We start from the raw sequence: 16,721 nt of genomic DNA, 5'->3' as shown, positions 1-16,721 counted from the left end.
TAGTTCACATGAAGAAACTCGTGCTAACATAATGCTATGAACTAACGCATGGGAGAAATACACGTGTCCAGAATTGCCAAGCTCAGAGAAGAGAAGGGCTTGACTCAACGCCAAATTGCAGAAACGTTGGGGATTGACGTTTCAACAGTTCGGAATTGGGAGAAAAGTCGAGATGGCGTAAAAATGTTTGTTCGAGTCGATGGGCTTTGTAAGCTTTTCGGCTGCCAACCTTCAGACCTTTATGAATCTATAGAGGTTGAGAAAGATGCTGAACCTTGAGACGATCGACTTCTCTGCTTTGCCATCTTTACCGCTTGAACAGCGATCGCAACTACCCACCACGCCATGCATTTACTTTGCGATCGACGCGCAAGGAGTGGTTCAGTACATAGGCAAAGCAAAGAATGCTAGGCAGCGGTGGATAGGGTCTAGTCATCATTGCTATAAAAACCTGCTGACAATGGGCGGAGTGAGGCTTGCCCATCTAGTTGTTGACGATGCCATTTTCTTGTCTGAGATTGAAAGCGCTTTGATTGCTTGGTTCAACCCTGTACTGAACAGAACTGTTACCAGCGCTCGTCCTAAGCGAGTTGGAGCAGTGAAGATTAGGCGTTTTACCGACTACGACATTCCCAACCTTGAGATTCAGATTAAGAAAGCTCGTCTAGATTCCCCAAAATCTGTAACCGAGCTTGCGGCTGAGGCTGGAATGAGTGTCGCTAACTGGTATCGAATTGAAGGTGGGAAAGTCGATGTCCTCCCTGAGACGACACTCAGCGCAATTGAGTCTGCATTAGGAGTAATTTTTTTAACCGATCCTGTTAATAGCGCTATTACCACCGATCGACCAAAGGGGAGTGATACCGATCGCGTTCAAGCGTCACTGCTGCAAGCAGACGAGGAGGATGCGTGATGACTAGCCTTTCTCGTGCGTCTTCTAATCTCTTTGACTCAATCTGCCGGACTGACGAAGCGGGTAACGAGTACTGGACAGGGCGTGAGTTAATGCCTTTGCTTGGCTATTCCGAGTGGAAGCACTTTAGTCCTGTCATCAGTCGAGCCAAACTAGCTTGTGAAAACACTGGGAACTTAGTCGTAGAGCACTTTAGCCGCGCTACCGGAAAAAACCCTTCTGGTGGTAGACCGATGGAAGATTGGAAAATTTCGCGACTGGGTGCCTACTTGGTGGCAATGAATGGTGATCCTCGCAAACCGGAGATCTCTGCTGCACAGTCTTACTTCGCAGTGAAAACACGCGAAGCTGAAGTGGTCATCCCTGCTCAAGCAGCAGAATTAGAGCGGTTACGGCTGCAAAACGAGAACCTGCGGTTACTGGCAGACCTGGAAAAGGTGAAGCGCGATCGTGAAACCGCCTTCTTTGCCGTAACAGCCACGATGGGCGAAGAGGCTGGTCGGCGCATCATGGCTGAGGCGCGAGGCGAAGCACCGATCCAGCTAGCTCCAGCTAAAACCGAATTTGTCTTCATTGAACAGGGCACCGATCAAGTCGTTGGTAAGTCAGCTAACGGTCGCACAATGACAGCGCTTCTGAAGGATGCCGGACTAAACCCCAGTTCAAAGAAGGATGTGAGCAAGGCTAAAGAGCGGTTGAAGGCGATCGGGATTGATTACGACACAGGTGACGGCTTAGAGGAAGCTGCCTACTTGCGACAGCACTACGTCATCTCAGAAACCAAATACGAAGAAGCGCGGCGTATCCTGACGCAGGACAACGCAGCAGCAAACCTCTTTGTCTGGGGGATGCAGCAGAAGGCGCTGAGTGGGAGGGCTGCGCCTGGTCAGTTAGAGGAGTCCGATTGTGGATGAAGGTGTTTGCTAGGGAAGGTAGTCATGATTCAGAGTTTTGAGTGCGAAAAACTGACCGTGTTGAATTTTGAGTATGCTGTGACGCTTGCGGCTCCTATTGTTGCCCTTTTTCACTTGACTGATAGCGGCTGGGAGTATGTCACGACGGCAAGACGATGGTCAGTAAGATGAGCTGTGTTAAACAAGACGCGACAAAAGAATCTAATGAAAGATATCATTAATGCACTTAAAGATACGCCAATTCCTACCTTGCTTGTTTTAGCAGGTTTGTTCTTTCTCATTTTAAGCTTTGTAAGTAAGCTTGGAGGAGTGATTGAAGTACAACCAAATCAAAAGCGATTAACTATTCCACTTGGACTAATACTTCTAATTCTTGGTTTAGTGCTCAATTCTACTCCTACTCGAAGTCCAAGTGGAATACCAGTTACTCAACTACCTCAGTCGTCTTCATCCTTGCCTCCCAATGCAGTAGTCTCACCTTCTTCGTCTACTTCAACACCAAATCCTTCTTCTAGTCCTACAATCTCCCCTTCTATATCACCTAGACTTAACCCACCTCCTACTAATTCTCCATTAGTTACTCAGTCAAATGAGGATGTCCTTTTTCACCTGCAAGAATGTAGGAGTGACAATGAAGCTTTGAAGTGCGAATTCCTGGTAACTGACCAAACACAAAATAGGGATCTCTGTATCTACGGTAAATATACTAATAGCAGTGCAATAACTAACCAAGGAAAGCAGTATGTTGCCAAAAGTGTTACTTTTGGCAACAAAAAAAACAAGGCTTATGTATGCCAAAAACTTGCTCGAGGTATTGGCTTAACTGCACTCATTACTTTTGAGGATGTGCCAACTCAAATAAATCATCTTGATTTGGTTGAGGTCGCGGCTAGTTTGCAAGACCAAGGAAGCTTTACGATTCATTTTCGTGATATCCCAGCATCAAATTGAAGAAGCGTAATAGTGTTCTAATCAAGTCGATAAAGGATTTTAATCTCCCCTCCCACAGCACCTCTAAGCGTATCCGCAATCAATGGTTCGTAATCACGCGCAAACAACTCAAGCACACCTCTGAACCAGCCGCATGAGAATCGCTTACCAATACCGCTTACGCCTAACCGCTCAACAGCAAGCCACGATTGACAACTGGCTGGAACTGCTGCGACGGCAATACAACTATCGCTTGGCAGAGCGTTTCAATTGGTGGGAGCAAAACCGCTGTGACATTGACCGTTGCTCGATTGAAGTCTGTCATCTGCCAGAACTCAAAGATCAACCCGATTTCTACTCTCAGAAGCGCGACCTGGTGAACAGTAAAGCTTTGTTCCCCGACTATGCAGACATCCATTCACAAGTGCTACAGAACTGCGTCGAGCGGGTCAAGAAGACCTTTGAGCGGTGGTTGAAGGGCAATAGCAGTGGGAAACGCTCAGGCAAGCCACGCTTTAAGGGTAAAGGCAGATATCGCAGCTTCACCTTTCCTCAGATCAAGCAAGACTGCGTTGATGGCAAATTCATCACTCTGCCTAAAATCGGTAAGGTCAAGCTGATTCTGCATCGTCCCCTACCCGATGGGTTCAAGCTTAAGACTGCTACGATTACCCATAAAGCCGATGGTTGGTATGTGAGCCTCAGCCTTGAAGATTTATCAGTGCCAGAACTGACTGCCGATGCGCCCAATTGGGAGAATACCGTTGGGATTGATATGGGGTTGAAGTCTTTTCTGGTCACGAGTGACGGGGAACCAGTAGGCATCCCCCAACATTACCGCAAAGCAGAGAAGCGACTGAAGCGGTTACAGCGTCAACTGTCCAGGAAAAAGAAAGGCTCAAATCGCCGCAGAAAAGCAGTAAAACGAGTTGCCAAAGCTCATTTGAAAGTGGCTAATCAGCGCAGAGATTTTCACCACAAGACGGTTAACAAGCTTCTCTTGCAATACCAATACATTGCCCATGAAGACTTAAATATCAAAGGACTGGCAAGGACAAGATTTGCCAAATCGATCAATGATGCTGGCTGGAGTCAATTCTTGAAGATTGCCGCTTACAAGGCTGAAAGAGCCGGGGGCGGGACATTACCAAAGAATCCAGCCAGGTCAACGATTGACTGTTCAGACTGCGGTGCAGCAGTGCCTAAGACACTGGCTGATAGGGTGCATAGCTGCTCATGTGGGGCAGTCTATGACCGTGACCACAATGCAGCCAGGAATATGAAGATAAGGGCGGTGGGTCATCCCGTTCTTAATCGCTCTGGAAATGTCCTGGCAATAGCTGGGAGTCACAGAGAAGCCCACGCCGTCTCGTAGAGCGGCGATGGGAGTACGTCACGCGAGTTGCAAGGCGAGACAGGCAAAGCTAAGCGGCAATTGGAAGGAGCGATCGCGCTGCTGACCAGGATCAGGGCTGCGATCGAGGAGACGTTGCATCCGAGAGTGTAAACCTGTTCTTTTAGACCCACAAGACAAGGATAAAAATCAAGACACCAAGTCCCCCACCGAAAATGTGGTTGCTGGACAGGGCTGCGCCCAACGCCACAAAGATAGCAGCGACAAGCAACATCTTCAGGAAGTAGGGCAAACGCCCCCAATTGTGGGCAAGACGCTGGGGCAGGTTGGGATAGTGCTTCTGCTGGTGAGGACGCTTCCAGCCTGAAAGCAACCCATGAATCAGCCAGTCGTGCGCGGCAGGCGATAGAACCAGAACATCCCACCAATAGGTCTCGTGTCCCAAGTTGCGGTAATCGAGATGGTGCATGGCGTAATGATGCTTGCGCCCTACTTTAACCCAAGGGAAAAGCGAACATCTATAACCAGCTTCCTTAAGCCAGTCTGGATGTCTTTCACGCCATTCGTCAGAGGTGATGTAACTGCGGTAGTCGGTCATGGCTGGATTCCAGGTGAAGGGTAAAGCTGATCGCGCATTTCTTGGCGGGTAGGTTGATGTGTAAAAGGGAAGCGCCAGATATTACCGTCATCTCTCACCTTGTAGCCTAGCCAAAAGACAACGATCGACCAGATCACTAGAAAAATTGCCATCCAAAAACCTGTCACAATGCTGCCATTGTCTCTAGGGTCAGCCATTGCCATTTCTCCTGTATGGTCTGGGTGGTGGCAACGGATCGCAGTTCTCTGCCTCAGGCTCAACATCGATCGTCTGACCAGGGTGCATCAGGTTGTTGCGCGTCAGCCAGCCTTTCAGGTGCCCAACCTTGCGCTCGTTAATCAGCCCCCGCCGATGCAAGAGGGTGCCGATGCGTTCCAGGACATCGCTATAGGTTTCGCATTCAGGCAAAATCTCAGCGTATTTAGCCACCATCACTTCATTGTCGTCACGCGCACCGACCGCATCTTGGATTTTTGTTCGCACCGATTGAGCAGCAGCAACAAATCTAGAGCCGATCGACGCTTGCAGTTCTCCCTGTGGATAGGCAACACAGCTCAGTTCTGGTTGTTGGAAATCGTCGAAATGCACTCTGAACGAAGTACCGCCCGGAATGCGTAGCACACCCAAACCAGACGAACAGAGCAACCCTGTATCAGGATGGTGATTGGGTGGCATTAGCTCTAATTCAATCAGCCCAGAATCTCGTAAGTTGGCACCACGTTTCAACCCTAGAAAATCAAGGGCGCGATCGTGTGAAATAAAAACAGGGCACATTGCCACTTTGCGAGATTCTGAAAGACAGGCTAAAGAAAACGAGCCGAGCAAATCCTTATCAAGATTGTGTGCCCACCCTGACATCTCTTCGCAGACGGGAGACATGACACGACTAGTTGCCACCAGATGCTCTAGAAATTTTTGCTCCGTTAAACCTGAATCTGCAAATTCTTTATAGCGATTGTCAAGATCACCAAGATACTGAGCAAGGAATTCGTTAATGCGATCATAGTTACGCCCTTGTCCAATCACTTGAGAATCACCCCATTCCACTGGTGAACCATGTGGATTAATAATCGGGGTCTCTTGGTGATGCTCCCGCTTCATCTGCACAATGGCACGAGCGATCGTTGATTTACCACTACCTTGTGGCCCCCAAATTAACAGAGGGCGGTAACGAAACAATTCAAAATACTGGCTGAGTGGTTTTGCTTCAGAATCTTTAGAAGTAGTGGCAGGCAATGCAGTAATCGCCTGCGAGGATCTAACACGATTCTGTACATCCAAAGCTTGTAACGGTGTCGCCAATAGTCGCTCTTTACGCTTCAATTCTGCCAACGGCACATCGGCATACTTCATCCACGCGCCGGGGTTTGCCTTGATGTCTCGCTCCTTGCGTACCGATGCTTTGGTGTGGTTCCAGGCATCATAAGCAGCTACAGCTATACCTAATGGAGCCAGCCACCACAGCCCAGAAACAAACGCTAAACCAAAACTGCCAGCGGTCAGACCGTAAAAGCTCCAGGGGTTAATACAATCAGCAGCAACCTGGTTGAGAGTGGCACGTTCACACAAGTCGGCTACGGTTGGTTGTCGTTCCTGCATGATCTACCTCAATTGTTTACGGGTTCAGGATGTTTGCCATTTGATTCAGCTTTAGGCGCTTGTGGTTGGGCGTAGGGCACTACCACGAACCCAGGTTGAGACTGTGGTGCTTGCCGCCGCACAGTTCTCGCTTGCAATTGCGCTTCTCTCTTTTCGCCCTGCACTGGCTTCATCTTGGCTTTGAGTGCGGCAAAAGCCCCGGATAGATTAGGCAACCCCGTTTCATTCGACTCACTGATCAACATCTTGGTAAGCGCTGGCAGTAGCCAAACCGTACCCAAGGTCTTGAACACATTCGGCCACACAATGAGGCTCATGTTCATTGTGAGTAGCACTGTCATCAGACTGACACCAGGCTTGATGATGGGCGTAAACAGAAGAAAGACGCACAAAGCTAGATCAATAAACGTAAACAAGTAGGCCATCCACACGGCGCGCCGAATGCGCTTGGTACGTATCGCTGCTTCCTCTTTCAGTTGCACGATTAACGGCTTGGCATCACAGCCCTGCTTCTCAGCAAACGCAATCATCTCACTACAACGATTGTGTTTGTGCTTCAGCAGGATGGGTCGGATCTCCATTGCTTGCACCAAGCAAAAAACAGCCATACCAACCCATACCGCAAACCCGCCTAAGCCCAGACCCAGAAAGACGCGCTGGTACTCCACCACATTGAAATAGGCGATAAACCAGATCAACAACAGAGCAGCAGCGACGATCGCCCACTGCAACCCTTTCAAACAACCATCCAGTATTCTCATAGCGAACCTCGTGAAATTTTGGCAGCCGGGACAGCTTTGAAATAGGTCTCAAACGTTTCCTTGGGCAAGACGCGCTTGGGTGAATCGGTCAAACGGGCAAACTGAATCACCACACCGTTGAGCATGATGCCCGTGTTGCCTGACGAATCGCAAACGGGCGTATTGTCTGGGATGAAGAACCCGGTCAATGGATCGTTAAGGGACATCCCAGGCGCGATCGCAATACCCTGACCATCAGCAGCACGCGGCGATCGGCAGTTGGACAGATAACGCCCAGTCGCAATCTTGTTGCCCTCCTGTGCGTTTGCTGCCTCCAACGGCTGAGCCGTTTGCTTGTCCGTCAGCGCCTGCTCCAAGCTCATGCGTCGGAGGTCAGCAGCAGCAGCAGCAATTTCTGCTTGCTGACCCTGCTGTCGTAGTTGACTGGAGGCTTTGGCTTGTTTGGTCAAGTTGTCTTTCTGAGTGACGATGACTAGGGCGACGATCGTGCCAAAAACTAAAAGTGCGGGAAGTGAATCTTTCATGGCTGAGTGAGAGAGTGAGTGAAACTTCTGTCGGTCTACCAAAAATGAAAAGCATTGGCGACGGTGCTAGGGAAGCTGTGCAGGCGGGTAGGCAGACGGGTAGGCCAACTGGTCGATTCTTGTAGATTCAACCTTGCTATCGTCTGCATCGCCGTCTCCAAGCGGGTTGCAGATGGGTAAATAAACTCTTAGATTTAACGCTGGACTCCAGGCAACGTAATAGACGTCTAGTTGATCTGCATGGGTGTGCAGGTAGATGCGTAGGCTAAGCGGAAGCAAAATAAGAGGAATAGCTTCAAAACAACAAGTGGTGACAGGTGGTGACTCGTGGCTACCTGTGGATACAAACAACCATCAGTTACAACCCTGGAATAGAATCAATCGACGACTCATGTGAGACAGACTCAAACTCTGGAGGCAGAAGCTTGGGCGATCGCGGTTGAAACTGATTGCTGTCTGCTGCCCAACGGCTTTCCCAATCCGCGCCGTAGAGATGCATCATTTGGCAAAACAAGCGGTGTACGTCATCGTCTAACCCCGCAACCTTGGCTAGGTGCCGAGCGTACTCAGCTTTATCCCCTGAGAACTGAACACGCAACGGCAAAGTCATAACAGAGGCATCGAACGAATAGAAATCACTTGAGGCATATCAGACACAAAAAACCGACCCTTGGTAAGCTCTTCCAACGGTTTTGCCAAAGGTGCCGAGCCACCAATGATCATGACTTCTCCAATCTGACCAGACTGATTAAGCGCTTTCCATTTGCTACCGATCTTTTGCCGGATGTTGGTCAACCATTCTGCGTGGGCAAAATCAAAAGCAGGCTTAAAGCTCTGCCCACCTTCCCCGATCGCGTAATCGCCGCGCTCAATGCCATCCATGATTGCCCACGCTGGCACTGTGTGCCCCAGCATGTGAGTGATGCGTGCCGAAATCGCCTCAGCCAAGGCATCAGTGCCTTGCAGGATGACATCCATATCGCGCTTGATTGAGCCATCGGTCTTGTAGAGACGGGCGATCGCGGTTCCACCACCCAGATCTAAGACACCGTTCAACTTGCTCTCTGACCGAAACAAGCGGTCTCTCGCTGCCGCCGCATAAGCAGCTTTTGTCTCATCAACTGGCACGACCTGAACCACCGTCGCGACAATAGACTGTCCGTTGCGGCTAAACTCATGCGTCCCTTCGATCGACTTCAAGATCTCTAAATCTTCAGCGACACGAGAACTGGGCAGCGCCAACAATAACCGCTCGATGCGGACAGCAGTCTCGCCTCGATTTGGCTCTAAGGCTGCCAGTACAAGCTTCGGGGCAAGACTGATCTTGCCCGCCTCAAAAATGGGCTTACCGTTCTCTTCTTTAGCAGCTTGCCCCAGCACAAAAGTTTGCCCTTCGTGCTCAATCACCACGCTATTCAGCGATGGCTCGATTTCTTGCCAAGTTGGGTCGATGAACTTGATAAACGAAGGGATAGTATGCACCATCCCCAGAGCATCAATCCACTGAATCGTGCGATTACCGCCGTCAAAGACAACGGTTTCTCGTGTCAAATTTTCAGTTCTCGGCTTGCTTGCCGTAGTAGCTCCCATAGCCCTCCAAAACATGTAGTTGTAGCTCGTGGTGTCAGGTGGTGACTCGTGGCTACCTGTGGATACAAGTAGAACTGTAGCACATGGTTTCCATTTAGTAACCAAATTGGTAACCAATTAGCAACCAGAACTAAGATGTGAGTGAAAGCCTTTAAGATGTTGCTAGGTAGTCACCAATGGTTGAGTCTGTGAGTCCAAAGTCGATAGACCCGCGCGATCGCCCGATCCCAATGCGCCTCCCGATCGAGGTTGAGATTTTTTACGCGGCTCAAGGCGTGTTCGTGCGTGACACCTCAAAGACTCGCACGATGGAGCAATTTTTGATGGATTGGGCAACGGTGCCTGAGAATATTCAGGCGATCGCTACAGCGGTCAAGGTCAGAGCCAAGCTGCTTGGAATCACGCCTAAAGAAGTGGTGACACAATTTCTGGAAGAGCAGAAGTACGGCGAGTATCTGAATCTGGATGATGCTTCCGAGGCGTTCTGCCTTGCATGGGGGCTTGACTCATATGAAAAACGCAAGAGCAGCTAGTTTATAAGCATGCTGAGAAGAGCAACAAAGTCTTAGTGAATCGCAAGCTTAGGCGACAAACCGCAGAGCCTGACGAATCTAGATAGTCAAACTAAAACCCCTGCCAGTGAAGACAGGAGTTTTTGTCTGCGGTAACAGGCAAAGCGATCGCCGTAAAATCATTCATGCGCTAACATGGCAAAAATTTGAGGCCTACCCGATGCAACAAATGCAATGGCGATCGCCAACTCCAGACCAACCCAAGCTTTTGTACCTCAACATTGGTGACGGCTGGAAGCCGTACACGCAGTTTCCCCAGTACCAGGTACCCGATTACCGCATTCCTGGTGCGTCCAAAGGCTTTGCGACGATGCAGGCCCTACTTAAGCGAGGCTTTGCACTCCTGCCATCGGGCGAGGTGATGCCAAAGAGTGAGGAAGAACAACGGTGGGAGCAACGGCGATCGGCGTAATGTTTGAGATTGCGAAGCTCTGCCATGCAAACCCGTCATAAGGTGGCTTTACCGTGACGGGTTTGTGGAGTACCTTGGGTATACCGATACCCTTTTGCGTAGACCCCTCTGCAAGCTTCAACGCTATGAGCAACCAAGCAGATTTAGTGACCAGAGATGAATTTGAAACGGTCAAGCAGTTGCTTGGTAGTGCGGCACGGTACGCTGAGTCTGCCAACCGAGGGCTCGATCTCGCGATCAAGAATATTTTATGAGCGATCGCTTTCTGTTAGTTTCTTGCGGAAAAAGCCAACATCACCAGGCAATTGCCCTCTGCCTACAGACTCATGAAGTTTTTTAAGGCGTTCAAACACCCATTCGTAAGAAGTGTTGACGGTGACATACTCAGTTGCTGTAACATCACCGTCAACCAAACTTGCCCCAGGTTCTAACTCTTCGGCAACTTCATTGCCAACCGAGACACCCGTTGTAATGGCAAGATCCCAACCCTCCTGATCAAGTTTTTCTTCCAAGAGTCGTTTTGCTTGCCAAATGGCTTTCGATATGCCGCCACTGGTGAACGGAGGCTCGACCACAACTAAGGTTTTGCAGCGATTACCGTTGCGATATAGCAAGCATTGAACCTTGTGTTTCATAAAAAGTACCTAATAGGAACTGTAGCGGGATATGCCCTATAAACCTGAAACCAAACTCCCTTCACCCCTCGATCGCACGATCGAAGGGTTTTTATGGGCGATCGCCAACCCAAACCTTCTTTGCCTCGTCAAACCAACCAGGAGCAGAAGCTTGAATCATGGCAGCACCAATAAGCAAATCGCCGCTCAAGTTGAGCAAAAGATCTTTAGCCCATTCCAATGCTTCCTGTTCAGTTTGCGGCAACTTGGTTTTACCTTTAGCAAACCACTGGTAGATAGTCTCAGCCCCAGCTTTGACCACTTGGGTATTTGAGTAAGCAAGCTGTGTCTGAGCCAATTTGAGAGCGATGGACTGGTGACGATCGAACGTTTCAAACGAACATCCAACAGTCAAACATTTGTGCTTCCAAAAATCGTTGTACTTTAAATCTTCAATACTCATTCGTCCTTATCTCCATACTTCCACACCAGCCACGCGCATACTGCTACAAAAAACACGGCAAAGACGACTAAGCCCCAATCGGGCGAGAGGCGATCGGCAATGTCAAGGGCGCTAGTGACATTCGATAAGTTTGATCAGGTAGCTTAAACCCACCGGCAATAAAAGAGCCAATCAGCACATCAGCACGAGTCGCTTTGGTTGAGTCAATCATGGCTTAACACTCCCGTAAACACCTGCTCCAAAATCGACTGTGGGTAGATGTTGACTTTGCCAAACCGAGGATCATAGATTTGCTCGATCTCAAGCTGTTGCTGGCGACACAGAGCAGTCGCTCGTTTACCTTGTACTGCTGCCCCATTGCGGGATAGTTCCAGCTTGTTGAGACTGGCATACGCCAGCACCGTGTACTTGTGACCACAAGGAGCTTGGTAGCGATCCTGCTCAGCTTCGATCGCGCTCAGGCGCTGGTCAGCCTGCTCTTTTGCGGCTTCTAATTGCCTCACACGACGCTCTTGCTCCACCAGCTTGCCAACAGCAATTTGCAACGCTTCCAGTTCAGAGAGAGGTTGCGTTGGTGCCAACGTTCTGCTCTTCAAGTCACGTTCGCAATTAAGAAAATACTGCCGGACTTCTTTGCCTCGATCTGTGCCTGCCATCATTGCCAGTGATTTGAAGCAGTCAACGGTTAAGTAAATCTGCTCAGAATGCGTAGAACCTCCACCAGGAGCCGACTCAATTAGCATCTAGCACCCCTCAATGAAACTAATCAGTTCTGAGGTAGCTCTAAACCACTCGCCCCTAATATGTAAATGAGCGAACTTTTTATGTAATTGATGCTCTTTTTCTCGACCTCCTTTTATTGTTTTCAAACATTGAAGGTTTGCTGAAGTGCCCATTTGCAGGTCTTTAATCCTTTGCTTTACACAAAGAGAAGTGCCTATTTTTATAGACTGACGAAGGTCGTCAAATAAAAAGTAAACCGCTCTTGCGCCACCTGTCCCAGGAGTAGTCTTTGATTCTTTGTGTCTCACTTCAGATAATGCTTGGTGCCAAAACAAAAGATAATTTTTAGCAAATTCATTAAACAGCGTCACTCGTTTCCCTGTCACAAGAATTGCGTCCATGCAATCAATTCCATAACTGGCAGGAGATAAAAACAGAACCATCTTTAAATCTATTTCCGACTCGAAATCTAGCTCTTTCCATTGTGTTGAGTTGTACGGGTATCTCGCTAAAGCTTCTGAAATGTTCATAGCTGTTCTTCGCAATCGCTTTAATTTTTGTGGCTAACGGTAGATCTTTTTGCGATGCCCCACTTCAGTCACCGTGTTGGTGACGCAGTAGATACCGCAGGTCATGGCTGATCCTCTTCAAGTTGAAGCAATTCAGACAGAGGGCAGATCCCAAACCTATCTTTACTCAGCTCGGTAATTGCTACGCGAATCTCTTCAATCGCAGCGTTGCCGATCTCTGGCAGAGTATCTTGAGCCTTCAGCCGAGCGATCGTGGTGGGATGTTTTCCCAGACGCTCAGCTAAGGCTTTGTTAGTGATTTTTCGGTGCGCCATCACTTGACGCAGTAACCAAGACACTCTACTCACTTCGGGTTGCATTAACACTGCATCCATAAGTATCTCCTGTTAGTGGGTAGTTGCTACTAATATAGCGTTGAAAGCAATACATAACGCATTAAACGCTATCAGAACATCTTATTCTTAGCCACCTGCGCTGTAAGCGATAAGTATATCTTTGATAGTGACATGTGTGGCGTTGAACGCTATATTAGATTCATGGGTGAGGGACGGGGAACAGAGAACTTCACTGACACTACGCCCCCGACACGCCGCCTGAGAACACTCGCTAACCAGGCACTCACGGCTCGGCACCTCACCCACACTCAAGACAACTCAATCACACGGTCACGCCAAGCGCCCGCCGTCACCAAAGGGGCACCACGACGTCGGGTTCGTCACAGGGTTGCTGGGTAGCCGAATGGAAATCGGATAACAGAAACGGCTTAACCGTCCTCAGTCCTGAAATTACGCTAACGCGCCAACGCTGCATTCCAAGTTGCAGGAGAGAAAGACGGAGGAGCGTACACCACACGCGGAACCAATGGCGCAAGATTACCGCATTGAAATCTACGACAACGGCAAATACGAACAGATTTTCGATTCTCGCTACGATCGCCACCCCAAGCGCTTTGAATCTCAGCTAGAGGCTGATGCTTTTGCTGCGGCGATCGCCGCCCTTTACAAAAACGGCACTTTTCTTGCGATCGCTGTCTGACAACTAGGGCGATCGGTTCAGCGGGTTCGATTCCCGCGCGCCCTTTTGACCACTTATTGCATACCATTCATCCACCGCACGGAGACCCGCCATGCAAGCCACACTCAATCACTACAACGTCCGCCATCAGCTCATCGTCACCCTCGCTTCCGGCTACGTCGCCCTCAAATTGGTCTACGCGAGCGTCAAGCCCTACGCCGTCCGTTTCTGGCAGTTGGTTTCCAGCGAAGAGGCCCAACGCTGCTACGAATTCCTCATCCTCTCAGTCATCGCCCTAGCCTGGATGAGCGCCTTCGCTGCCGTCTGGTTAGGCAACCGTACCCGCGAACAGTTTGATCAGTGCATTGACTGGCGCGATCGTTTCATCGCCTCCCATCTAGAGCATCCCTCCGAATTTCTGGTTGGTAACGAAATCGCTGAAGAGGGATGCGCACTGCTTGTCGAACTCTTCGCTCAGGCTGATGCCATCATGGCTAAGCCAATCTACGCCGATGCACCCGTCAAGCGTCGCCATCGCAAGGCTAAAGGGTTTCAGCCCGTCAGCGTGCACTAACGAGAGTTGCGTTCCGATTCACCCGGCCCAAGAGGTTCAAAAATGGCTTTGTTTACGGCTGAATGCTGCGGCTATCAAACCGCACTTGATCTCATCGAGCTTCTTACCCAAGTTGGTATTGAAGCAAATATCACTGCTGGCGGTGTGGCTGTTCACGCTGCGCCAGATCAAGTACAGCAGGCAAAAACTATCTGCCAAACACTGAAGTGTAGTTTTGACCCCGGTTACTCTAGCCATCAAGAGCGAATTTTGCTTAGGACTACTGACGGGTGGCGAAAGGTCGGGCAAGTGACGGGCAATGCAATCTCAGTCATTCAGGAATGGGAAAACCCGCAAAGCTAGACCGTCTCAGTCATTTTGCTGCTGCCTGCGAACAGCGTGAGCGATCGCGCTTCAAGCACTATTCACTACGAGGAGAAAACAATGTTAGGCCTTTTTATTGCGGCATCAAAGTTGGAAGAAGGCGAGAACACAGACTACGAAAGCCCTCAAGGGGGTCGCTACACAATTGCCAAGCACGATAAAACCCTGTGGGTGGAAACCAGAAATGAGGAAGCGAAAAAGGAGGTAGAAGAAGCGACTAAAGATTAACGCCCAAAGCAAAAGAGCGCCCCGACTGCAATCGGAAGCGCTCTCAACAAAGCCCATCCAACTATTACAGAAGGCAGACAACCTCGTCGATAAGTATAAAGGAGACAACAAAGTATGACAACGGATTATGTTGTGAGCCTTTCAAATAGGGCAAATCAAGCTCAATCTAAAGCGAGGGAAGCAACTTGCTTTGAAGAGTTGATGACCCGGATTGCTCAGGCTTATAGATTTGAGATTGCTTCATCAAGGGTTGTTTACAGTGACGAGCCAGAGAAGTTAAAAGATGAACTTGATTTTTGGCAGGGCTTAATTGATGTCACCAACAAGGCGATTGCGGCAAATAAACAGGCTTTTGCAACGGCTCAAGTGTGCCCTGATTACGAAACTGGCAACTCCGTAATGAAATCTGAGCTAGAAGCCTTTATTGAGGTCAATAATCCAGGGTTTGAAATGTATATGCAAGATGGCGATTGGTGGGCTGATGTCGAATACTAAATTTGGATGCCAACCAGTTCTGTTGCATCCAGACGCAGGTACTCAGGCAATTCTTGAGTATCTTTGCTCTGAATCCAACAAGGTCTACAACTGCTCTCTCTACTACGCTCGTCAGATCTACTTCAAAACAAAGAAGTACGTGGGGCGAGCGGCAATTTGTGAGGAGATGGCACGATCTAAGAACCGCCATTTCACAGCGATGTACGTTTCATCGGCACAGCAGACCTGCAACTCTGTGGCTGAAGCTTTCCGGTCGTTCCGTGAACTGCTGAAGTTATGGAGACGGGGTGAACTGGCTGAAAAGCCATCACTGCCTAACTATCGCAAGGCTGGACTCTTCACGGTCAGCTATCCTAAGCGATGGCTCAAACTGTTTGAGGAAGGCATTAGAATCCCGCTTGGTGCTCAGGTTAAGGCGTGGTTTGGTATTGAGGAAATCTTTCTCCCAATGCCGTCCAACCTGGATTGGCAGCAGATCAAAGAGGTTCGCATTCTACCTAGAAATGGGGCTTTCTACGCTGAGTTTGTCTATCCAGTGCAGAAAGTCGTCACTCAGCTAGACCCTGCTAAAGTGCTTGGCATTGACCACGGCATTAACAACTGGCTGACTTGTGTAAGCAATGTTGGCACAAGTTTTATTGTGGATGGCAAGCACCTGAAAGCCTTAAACCAGTGGTACAACAAGCGGATTGCCACGCTCAAAAAGAATCAGCCTCAAGGTTTCTGGTCTAAGCAGCTTGCGAACATCACTGAAAAGCGCAATCGACAGATGCGGGATGCTGTGAACAAAGCAGCAAGGCTAGTGATTGATCACTGCCTGAAGCATGGTATCGGTCGGATTGTGTTCGGTTGGAACCAGGGACAAAAGCAGAATGCCAACATGGGACGCAAGACAAATCAAAAGTTTGTCCAAATCCCCACAGCACGGCTTAAGACTCGGGTTGCTCAACTGTGCGAACAGTACGGCATGGAGTTGATTGAGCATGAGGAAGCCAACACCTCAGCCGCTAGTTTCCTGGATGGCGATAGCCTACCTGCTCACGGTGAAAAACCCGAAGGGTGGCAGTCGTCAGGGAAACGAGTCAAGCGGGGTTTGTTCAGAACCGCAATGAACTGGTATCTCAACGCTGATTGCAATGGGGCGGCTAATTGTATCGCTAAAGTAGCGGCAACATTGGGGCTTGACCTTAGTGGAGTCAGTAGGGGCGCATTGACTTCGCCTTTAAGAATCCGTTTCTGGAACTCTTAAAAATCCCCGTCGCTTAAGCGCGGGGAGTGTCAAAGAGTGCTCCAACATCACTCGAACTTGACAGGCAGCCGCCCGCAATTCAACCTGGCATCGTTTATTTGACCGATCGTGCTGTTACTGCTCAAACACCGAGCTTTCGCTTTGTAGGCCGCATCATGTCGCCCAGTGGCGTGAGACATCCGCTGGATATGGTCTGTTCCTTGACCAGCCTTACCTGCCGTCAACGGGTAATCCGCGAAGAGTTGGGCGACGGTTGGCAAGTGCTAGAAGTGCAACTGACCCGCGACAAGTTCTAATTCTT

General features: G+C 49.4%; 29 protein-coding genes. 16 read left to right on the top strand and 13 right to left on the bottom strand.

The features are described 5' to 3' along the window. Window positions 1–48: 48 nt before the first annotated feature. From AC5JLP_RS23750 to AC5JLP_RS23725, 6 genes are all read left to right on the top strand, one after another. On the top strand, window positions 49–279 hold the full coding sequence (locus AC5JLP_RS23750; RefSeq protein ID WP_496070442.1) for a helix-turn-helix domain-containing protein: 231 nt from the start codon (window positions 49–51) through the stop codon (window positions 277–279). Then, window positions 266–913: a hypothetical protein gene (locus AC5JLP_RS23745; RefSeq protein WP_496070441.1), complete on the top strand. Its 648-nt coding sequence runs from the start codon at window positions 266–268 to the stop codon at window positions 911–913. The genes AC5JLP_RS23750 and AC5JLP_RS23745 overlap by 14 nt, the downstream gene beginning before the upstream one ends. Continuing rightward, window positions 913–1,827 (top strand): BRO family protein, encoded by a 915-nt coding sequence (locus tag AC5JLP_RS23740; RefSeq protein ID WP_496070440.1) that lies wholly within the window; start codon window positions 913–915, stop codon window positions 1,825–1,827. The genes AC5JLP_RS23745 and AC5JLP_RS23740 overlap by 1 nt, the downstream gene beginning before the upstream one ends. Window positions 1,828–1,851: 24 nt before the next feature. Next, window positions 1,852–1,998, top strand: coding sequence for a hypothetical protein (locus AC5JLP_RS23735; protein ID WP_496070439.1), 147 nt, complete (start codon window positions 1,852–1,854; stop codon window positions 1,996–1,998). A gap of 33 nt (window positions 1,999–2,031) precedes the next feature. Continuing rightward, on the top strand, window positions 2,032–2,778 hold the full coding sequence (locus AC5JLP_RS23730) for a hypothetical protein (RefSeq protein ID WP_496070438.1): 747 nt from the start codon (window positions 2,032–2,034) through the stop codon (window positions 2,776–2,778). A 133-nt stretch (window positions 2,779–2,911) separates the two neighbouring features. After that, window positions 2,912–4,132 carry an RNA-guided endonuclease InsQ/TnpB family protein gene (locus AC5JLP_RS23725; protein WP_496070437.1) on the top strand — a complete coding sequence of 407 codons (1,221 nt, stop codon included), beginning with the start codon at window positions 2,912–2,914 and terminating at the stop codon, window positions 4,130–4,132. Between the two features lie 142 nt (window positions 4,133–4,274). On the opposite strand, the gene AC5JLP_RS23720 is transcribed toward AC5JLP_RS23725, so the two are convergent. From AC5JLP_RS23720 to AC5JLP_RS23690, 7 genes are all read right to left on the bottom strand, one after another. Beyond that, window positions 4,275–4,709: a hypothetical protein gene (locus tag AC5JLP_RS23720; protein ID WP_496070436.1), complete on the bottom strand. Its 435-nt coding sequence runs from the start codon at window positions 4,707–4,709 to the stop codon at window positions 4,275–4,277. Next, entirely contained in the window at window positions 4,706–4,906 is a 201-nt protein-coding gene (locus tag AC5JLP_RS23715; RefSeq protein WP_496070435.1) for a hypothetical protein, read from the bottom strand. Before AC5JLP_RS23715 ends, AC5JLP_RS23720 begins: the two co-directional genes overlap by 4 nt. Next, entirely contained in the window at window positions 4,899–6,308 is a 1,410-nt protein-coding gene (locus AC5JLP_RS23710) for a hypothetical protein (protein WP_496070434.1), read from the bottom strand. Before AC5JLP_RS23710 ends, AC5JLP_RS23715 begins: the two co-directional genes overlap by 8 nt. A gap of 8 nt (window positions 6,309–6,316) precedes the next feature. Beyond that, complete coding sequence (locus AC5JLP_RS23705) at window positions 6,317–7,069, bottom strand: hypothetical protein (protein WP_496070433.1); 753 nt, start codon at window positions 7,067–7,069, stop codon at window positions 6,317–6,319. Continuing rightward, entirely contained in the window at window positions 7,066–7,593 is a 528-nt protein-coding gene (locus AC5JLP_RS23700) for a hypothetical protein (protein WP_496070432.1), read from the bottom strand. Before AC5JLP_RS23700 ends, AC5JLP_RS23705 begins: the two co-directional genes overlap by 4 nt. 358 nt (window positions 7,594–7,951) lie before the next feature. Further along, the gene (locus AC5JLP_RS23695) at window positions 7,952–8,203 is read right to left on the bottom strand and encodes a hypothetical protein (RefSeq protein WP_496070431.1); all 252 of its coding nucleotides are present in this window, start codon (window positions 8,201–8,203) and stop codon (window positions 7,952–7,954) included. Continuing rightward, window positions 8,200–9,183: a hypothetical protein gene (locus tag AC5JLP_RS23690; RefSeq protein WP_496070430.1), complete on the bottom strand. Its 984-nt coding sequence runs from the start codon at window positions 9,181–9,183 to the stop codon at window positions 8,200–8,202. The genes AC5JLP_RS23695 and AC5JLP_RS23690 overlap by 4 nt, the downstream gene beginning before the upstream one ends. A 176-nt stretch (window positions 9,184–9,359) precedes the next feature. On the opposite strand from AC5JLP_RS23690, the gene AC5JLP_RS23685 reads away from it, so the two are divergent. The 3 genes from AC5JLP_RS23685 (at window position 9,360) to AC5JLP_RS23675 (ending at window position 10,421) form a co-directional block, all read left to right on the top strand. Then, on the top strand, window positions 9,360–9,716 hold the full coding sequence (locus AC5JLP_RS23685; RefSeq protein WP_496070429.1) for a hypothetical protein: 357 nt from the start codon (window positions 9,360–9,362) through the stop codon (window positions 9,714–9,716). A gap of 199 nt (window positions 9,717–9,915) precedes the next feature. Next, window positions 9,916–10,167 carry a hypothetical protein gene (locus AC5JLP_RS23680; protein WP_496070428.1) on the top strand — a complete coding sequence of 84 codons (252 nt, stop codon included), beginning with the start codon at window positions 9,916–9,918 and terminating at the stop codon, window positions 10,165–10,167. Between the two features lie 125 nt (window positions 10,168–10,292). Continuing rightward, window positions 10,293–10,421, top strand: a complete 129-nt coding sequence (locus tag AC5JLP_RS23675; RefSeq protein ID WP_496070427.1) for a hypothetical protein — start codon at window positions 10,293–10,295, stop codon at window positions 10,419–10,421. On the opposite strand, the gene AC5JLP_RS23670 is transcribed toward AC5JLP_RS23675, so the two are convergent. The 6 genes from AC5JLP_RS23670 to AC5JLP_RS23645 form a co-directional block, all read right to left on the bottom strand. Further along, window positions 10,416–10,802, bottom strand: a complete 387-nt coding sequence (locus tag AC5JLP_RS23670; protein ID WP_496070426.1) for a hypothetical protein — start codon at window positions 10,800–10,802, stop codon at window positions 10,416–10,418. The genes AC5JLP_RS23675 and AC5JLP_RS23670 overlap by 6 nt on opposite strands. Window positions 10,803–10,893: 91 nt before the next feature. Further along, window positions 10,894–11,244, bottom strand: a complete 351-nt coding sequence (locus AC5JLP_RS23665; protein WP_496070425.1) for a hypothetical protein — start codon at window positions 11,242–11,244, stop codon at window positions 10,894–10,896. A 67-nt stretch (window positions 11,245–11,311) separates the two neighbouring features. After that, window positions 11,312–11,455, bottom strand: a complete 144-nt coding sequence (locus AC5JLP_RS23660) for a hypothetical protein (RefSeq protein WP_496070424.1) — start codon at window positions 11,453–11,455, stop codon at window positions 11,312–11,314. Then, the gene (locus AC5JLP_RS23655) at window positions 11,448–11,987 is read right to left on the bottom strand and encodes a hypothetical protein (RefSeq protein WP_496070423.1); all 540 of its coding nucleotides are present in this window, start codon (window positions 11,985–11,987) and stop codon (window positions 11,448–11,450) included. Before AC5JLP_RS23655 ends, AC5JLP_RS23660 begins: the two co-directional genes overlap by 8 nt. Beyond that, window positions 11,988–12,497, bottom strand: a complete 510-nt coding sequence (locus AC5JLP_RS23650) for a GIY-YIG nuclease family protein (protein ID WP_496070422.1) — start codon at window positions 12,495–12,497, stop codon at window positions 11,988–11,990. Window positions 12,498–12,598: 101 nt separating this feature from the next. Then, window positions 12,599–12,871, bottom strand: coding sequence for a helix-turn-helix domain-containing protein (locus AC5JLP_RS23645; protein ID WP_496070421.1), 273 nt, complete (start codon window positions 12,869–12,871; stop codon window positions 12,599–12,601). 487 nt (window positions 12,872–13,358) lie between these two features. Between AC5JLP_RS23645 and AC5JLP_RS23640 the strand changes: the two genes are divergently transcribed. The 7 genes from AC5JLP_RS23640 to AC5JLP_RS23610 all read left to right on the top strand — a co-directional run bounded on the left by AC5JLP_RS23640 (window position 13,359) and on the right by AC5JLP_RS23610 (window position 16,716). Beyond that, a complete protein-coding gene (locus AC5JLP_RS23640; protein WP_496070420.1) occupies window positions 13,359–13,532 on the top strand; it encodes a hypothetical protein in 174 nt (57 codons plus the stop codon). A gap of 91 nt (window positions 13,533–13,623) precedes the next feature. Continuing rightward, window positions 13,624–14,085 (top strand): hypothetical protein, encoded by a 462-nt coding sequence (locus AC5JLP_RS23635; protein WP_496070419.1) that lies wholly within the window; start codon window positions 13,624–13,626, stop codon window positions 14,083–14,085. Window positions 14,086–14,127: 42 nt separating this feature from the next. Next, complete coding sequence (locus tag AC5JLP_RS23630) at window positions 14,128–14,427, top strand: hypothetical protein (RefSeq protein WP_496070418.1); 300 nt, start codon at window positions 14,128–14,130, stop codon at window positions 14,425–14,427. 81 nt (window positions 14,428–14,508) lie between these two features. After that, window positions 14,509–14,676: a hypothetical protein gene (locus tag AC5JLP_RS23625; RefSeq protein WP_496070417.1), complete on the top strand. Its 168-nt coding sequence runs from the start codon at window positions 14,509–14,511 to the stop codon at window positions 14,674–14,676. A gap of 114 nt (window positions 14,677–14,790) precedes the next feature. Next, complete coding sequence (locus AC5JLP_RS23620; RefSeq protein ID WP_496070416.1) at window positions 14,791–15,171, top strand: hypothetical protein; 381 nt, start codon at window positions 14,791–14,793, stop codon at window positions 15,169–15,171. Beyond that, entirely contained in the window at window positions 15,158–16,420 is a 1,263-nt protein-coding gene (locus AC5JLP_RS23615; protein WP_496070415.1) for an RNA-guided endonuclease InsQ/TnpB family protein, read from the top strand. The genes AC5JLP_RS23620 and AC5JLP_RS23615 overlap by 14 nt, the downstream gene beginning before the upstream one ends. A 26-nt stretch (window positions 16,421–16,446) precedes the next feature. Beyond that, window positions 16,447–16,716: a hypothetical protein gene (locus AC5JLP_RS23610; protein WP_496070414.1), complete on the top strand. Its 270-nt coding sequence runs from the start codon at window positions 16,447–16,449 to the stop codon at window positions 16,714–16,716. The last annotated feature ends 5 nt before the right edge of the window (window positions 16,717–16,721 follow it).

Source organism: Stenomitos rutilans (assembly GCF_059505485.1).
The sequence above is the reverse complement of the archived record's forward strand: the minus strand, read 5'-3'. Positions and strand labels throughout refer to the sequence as shown.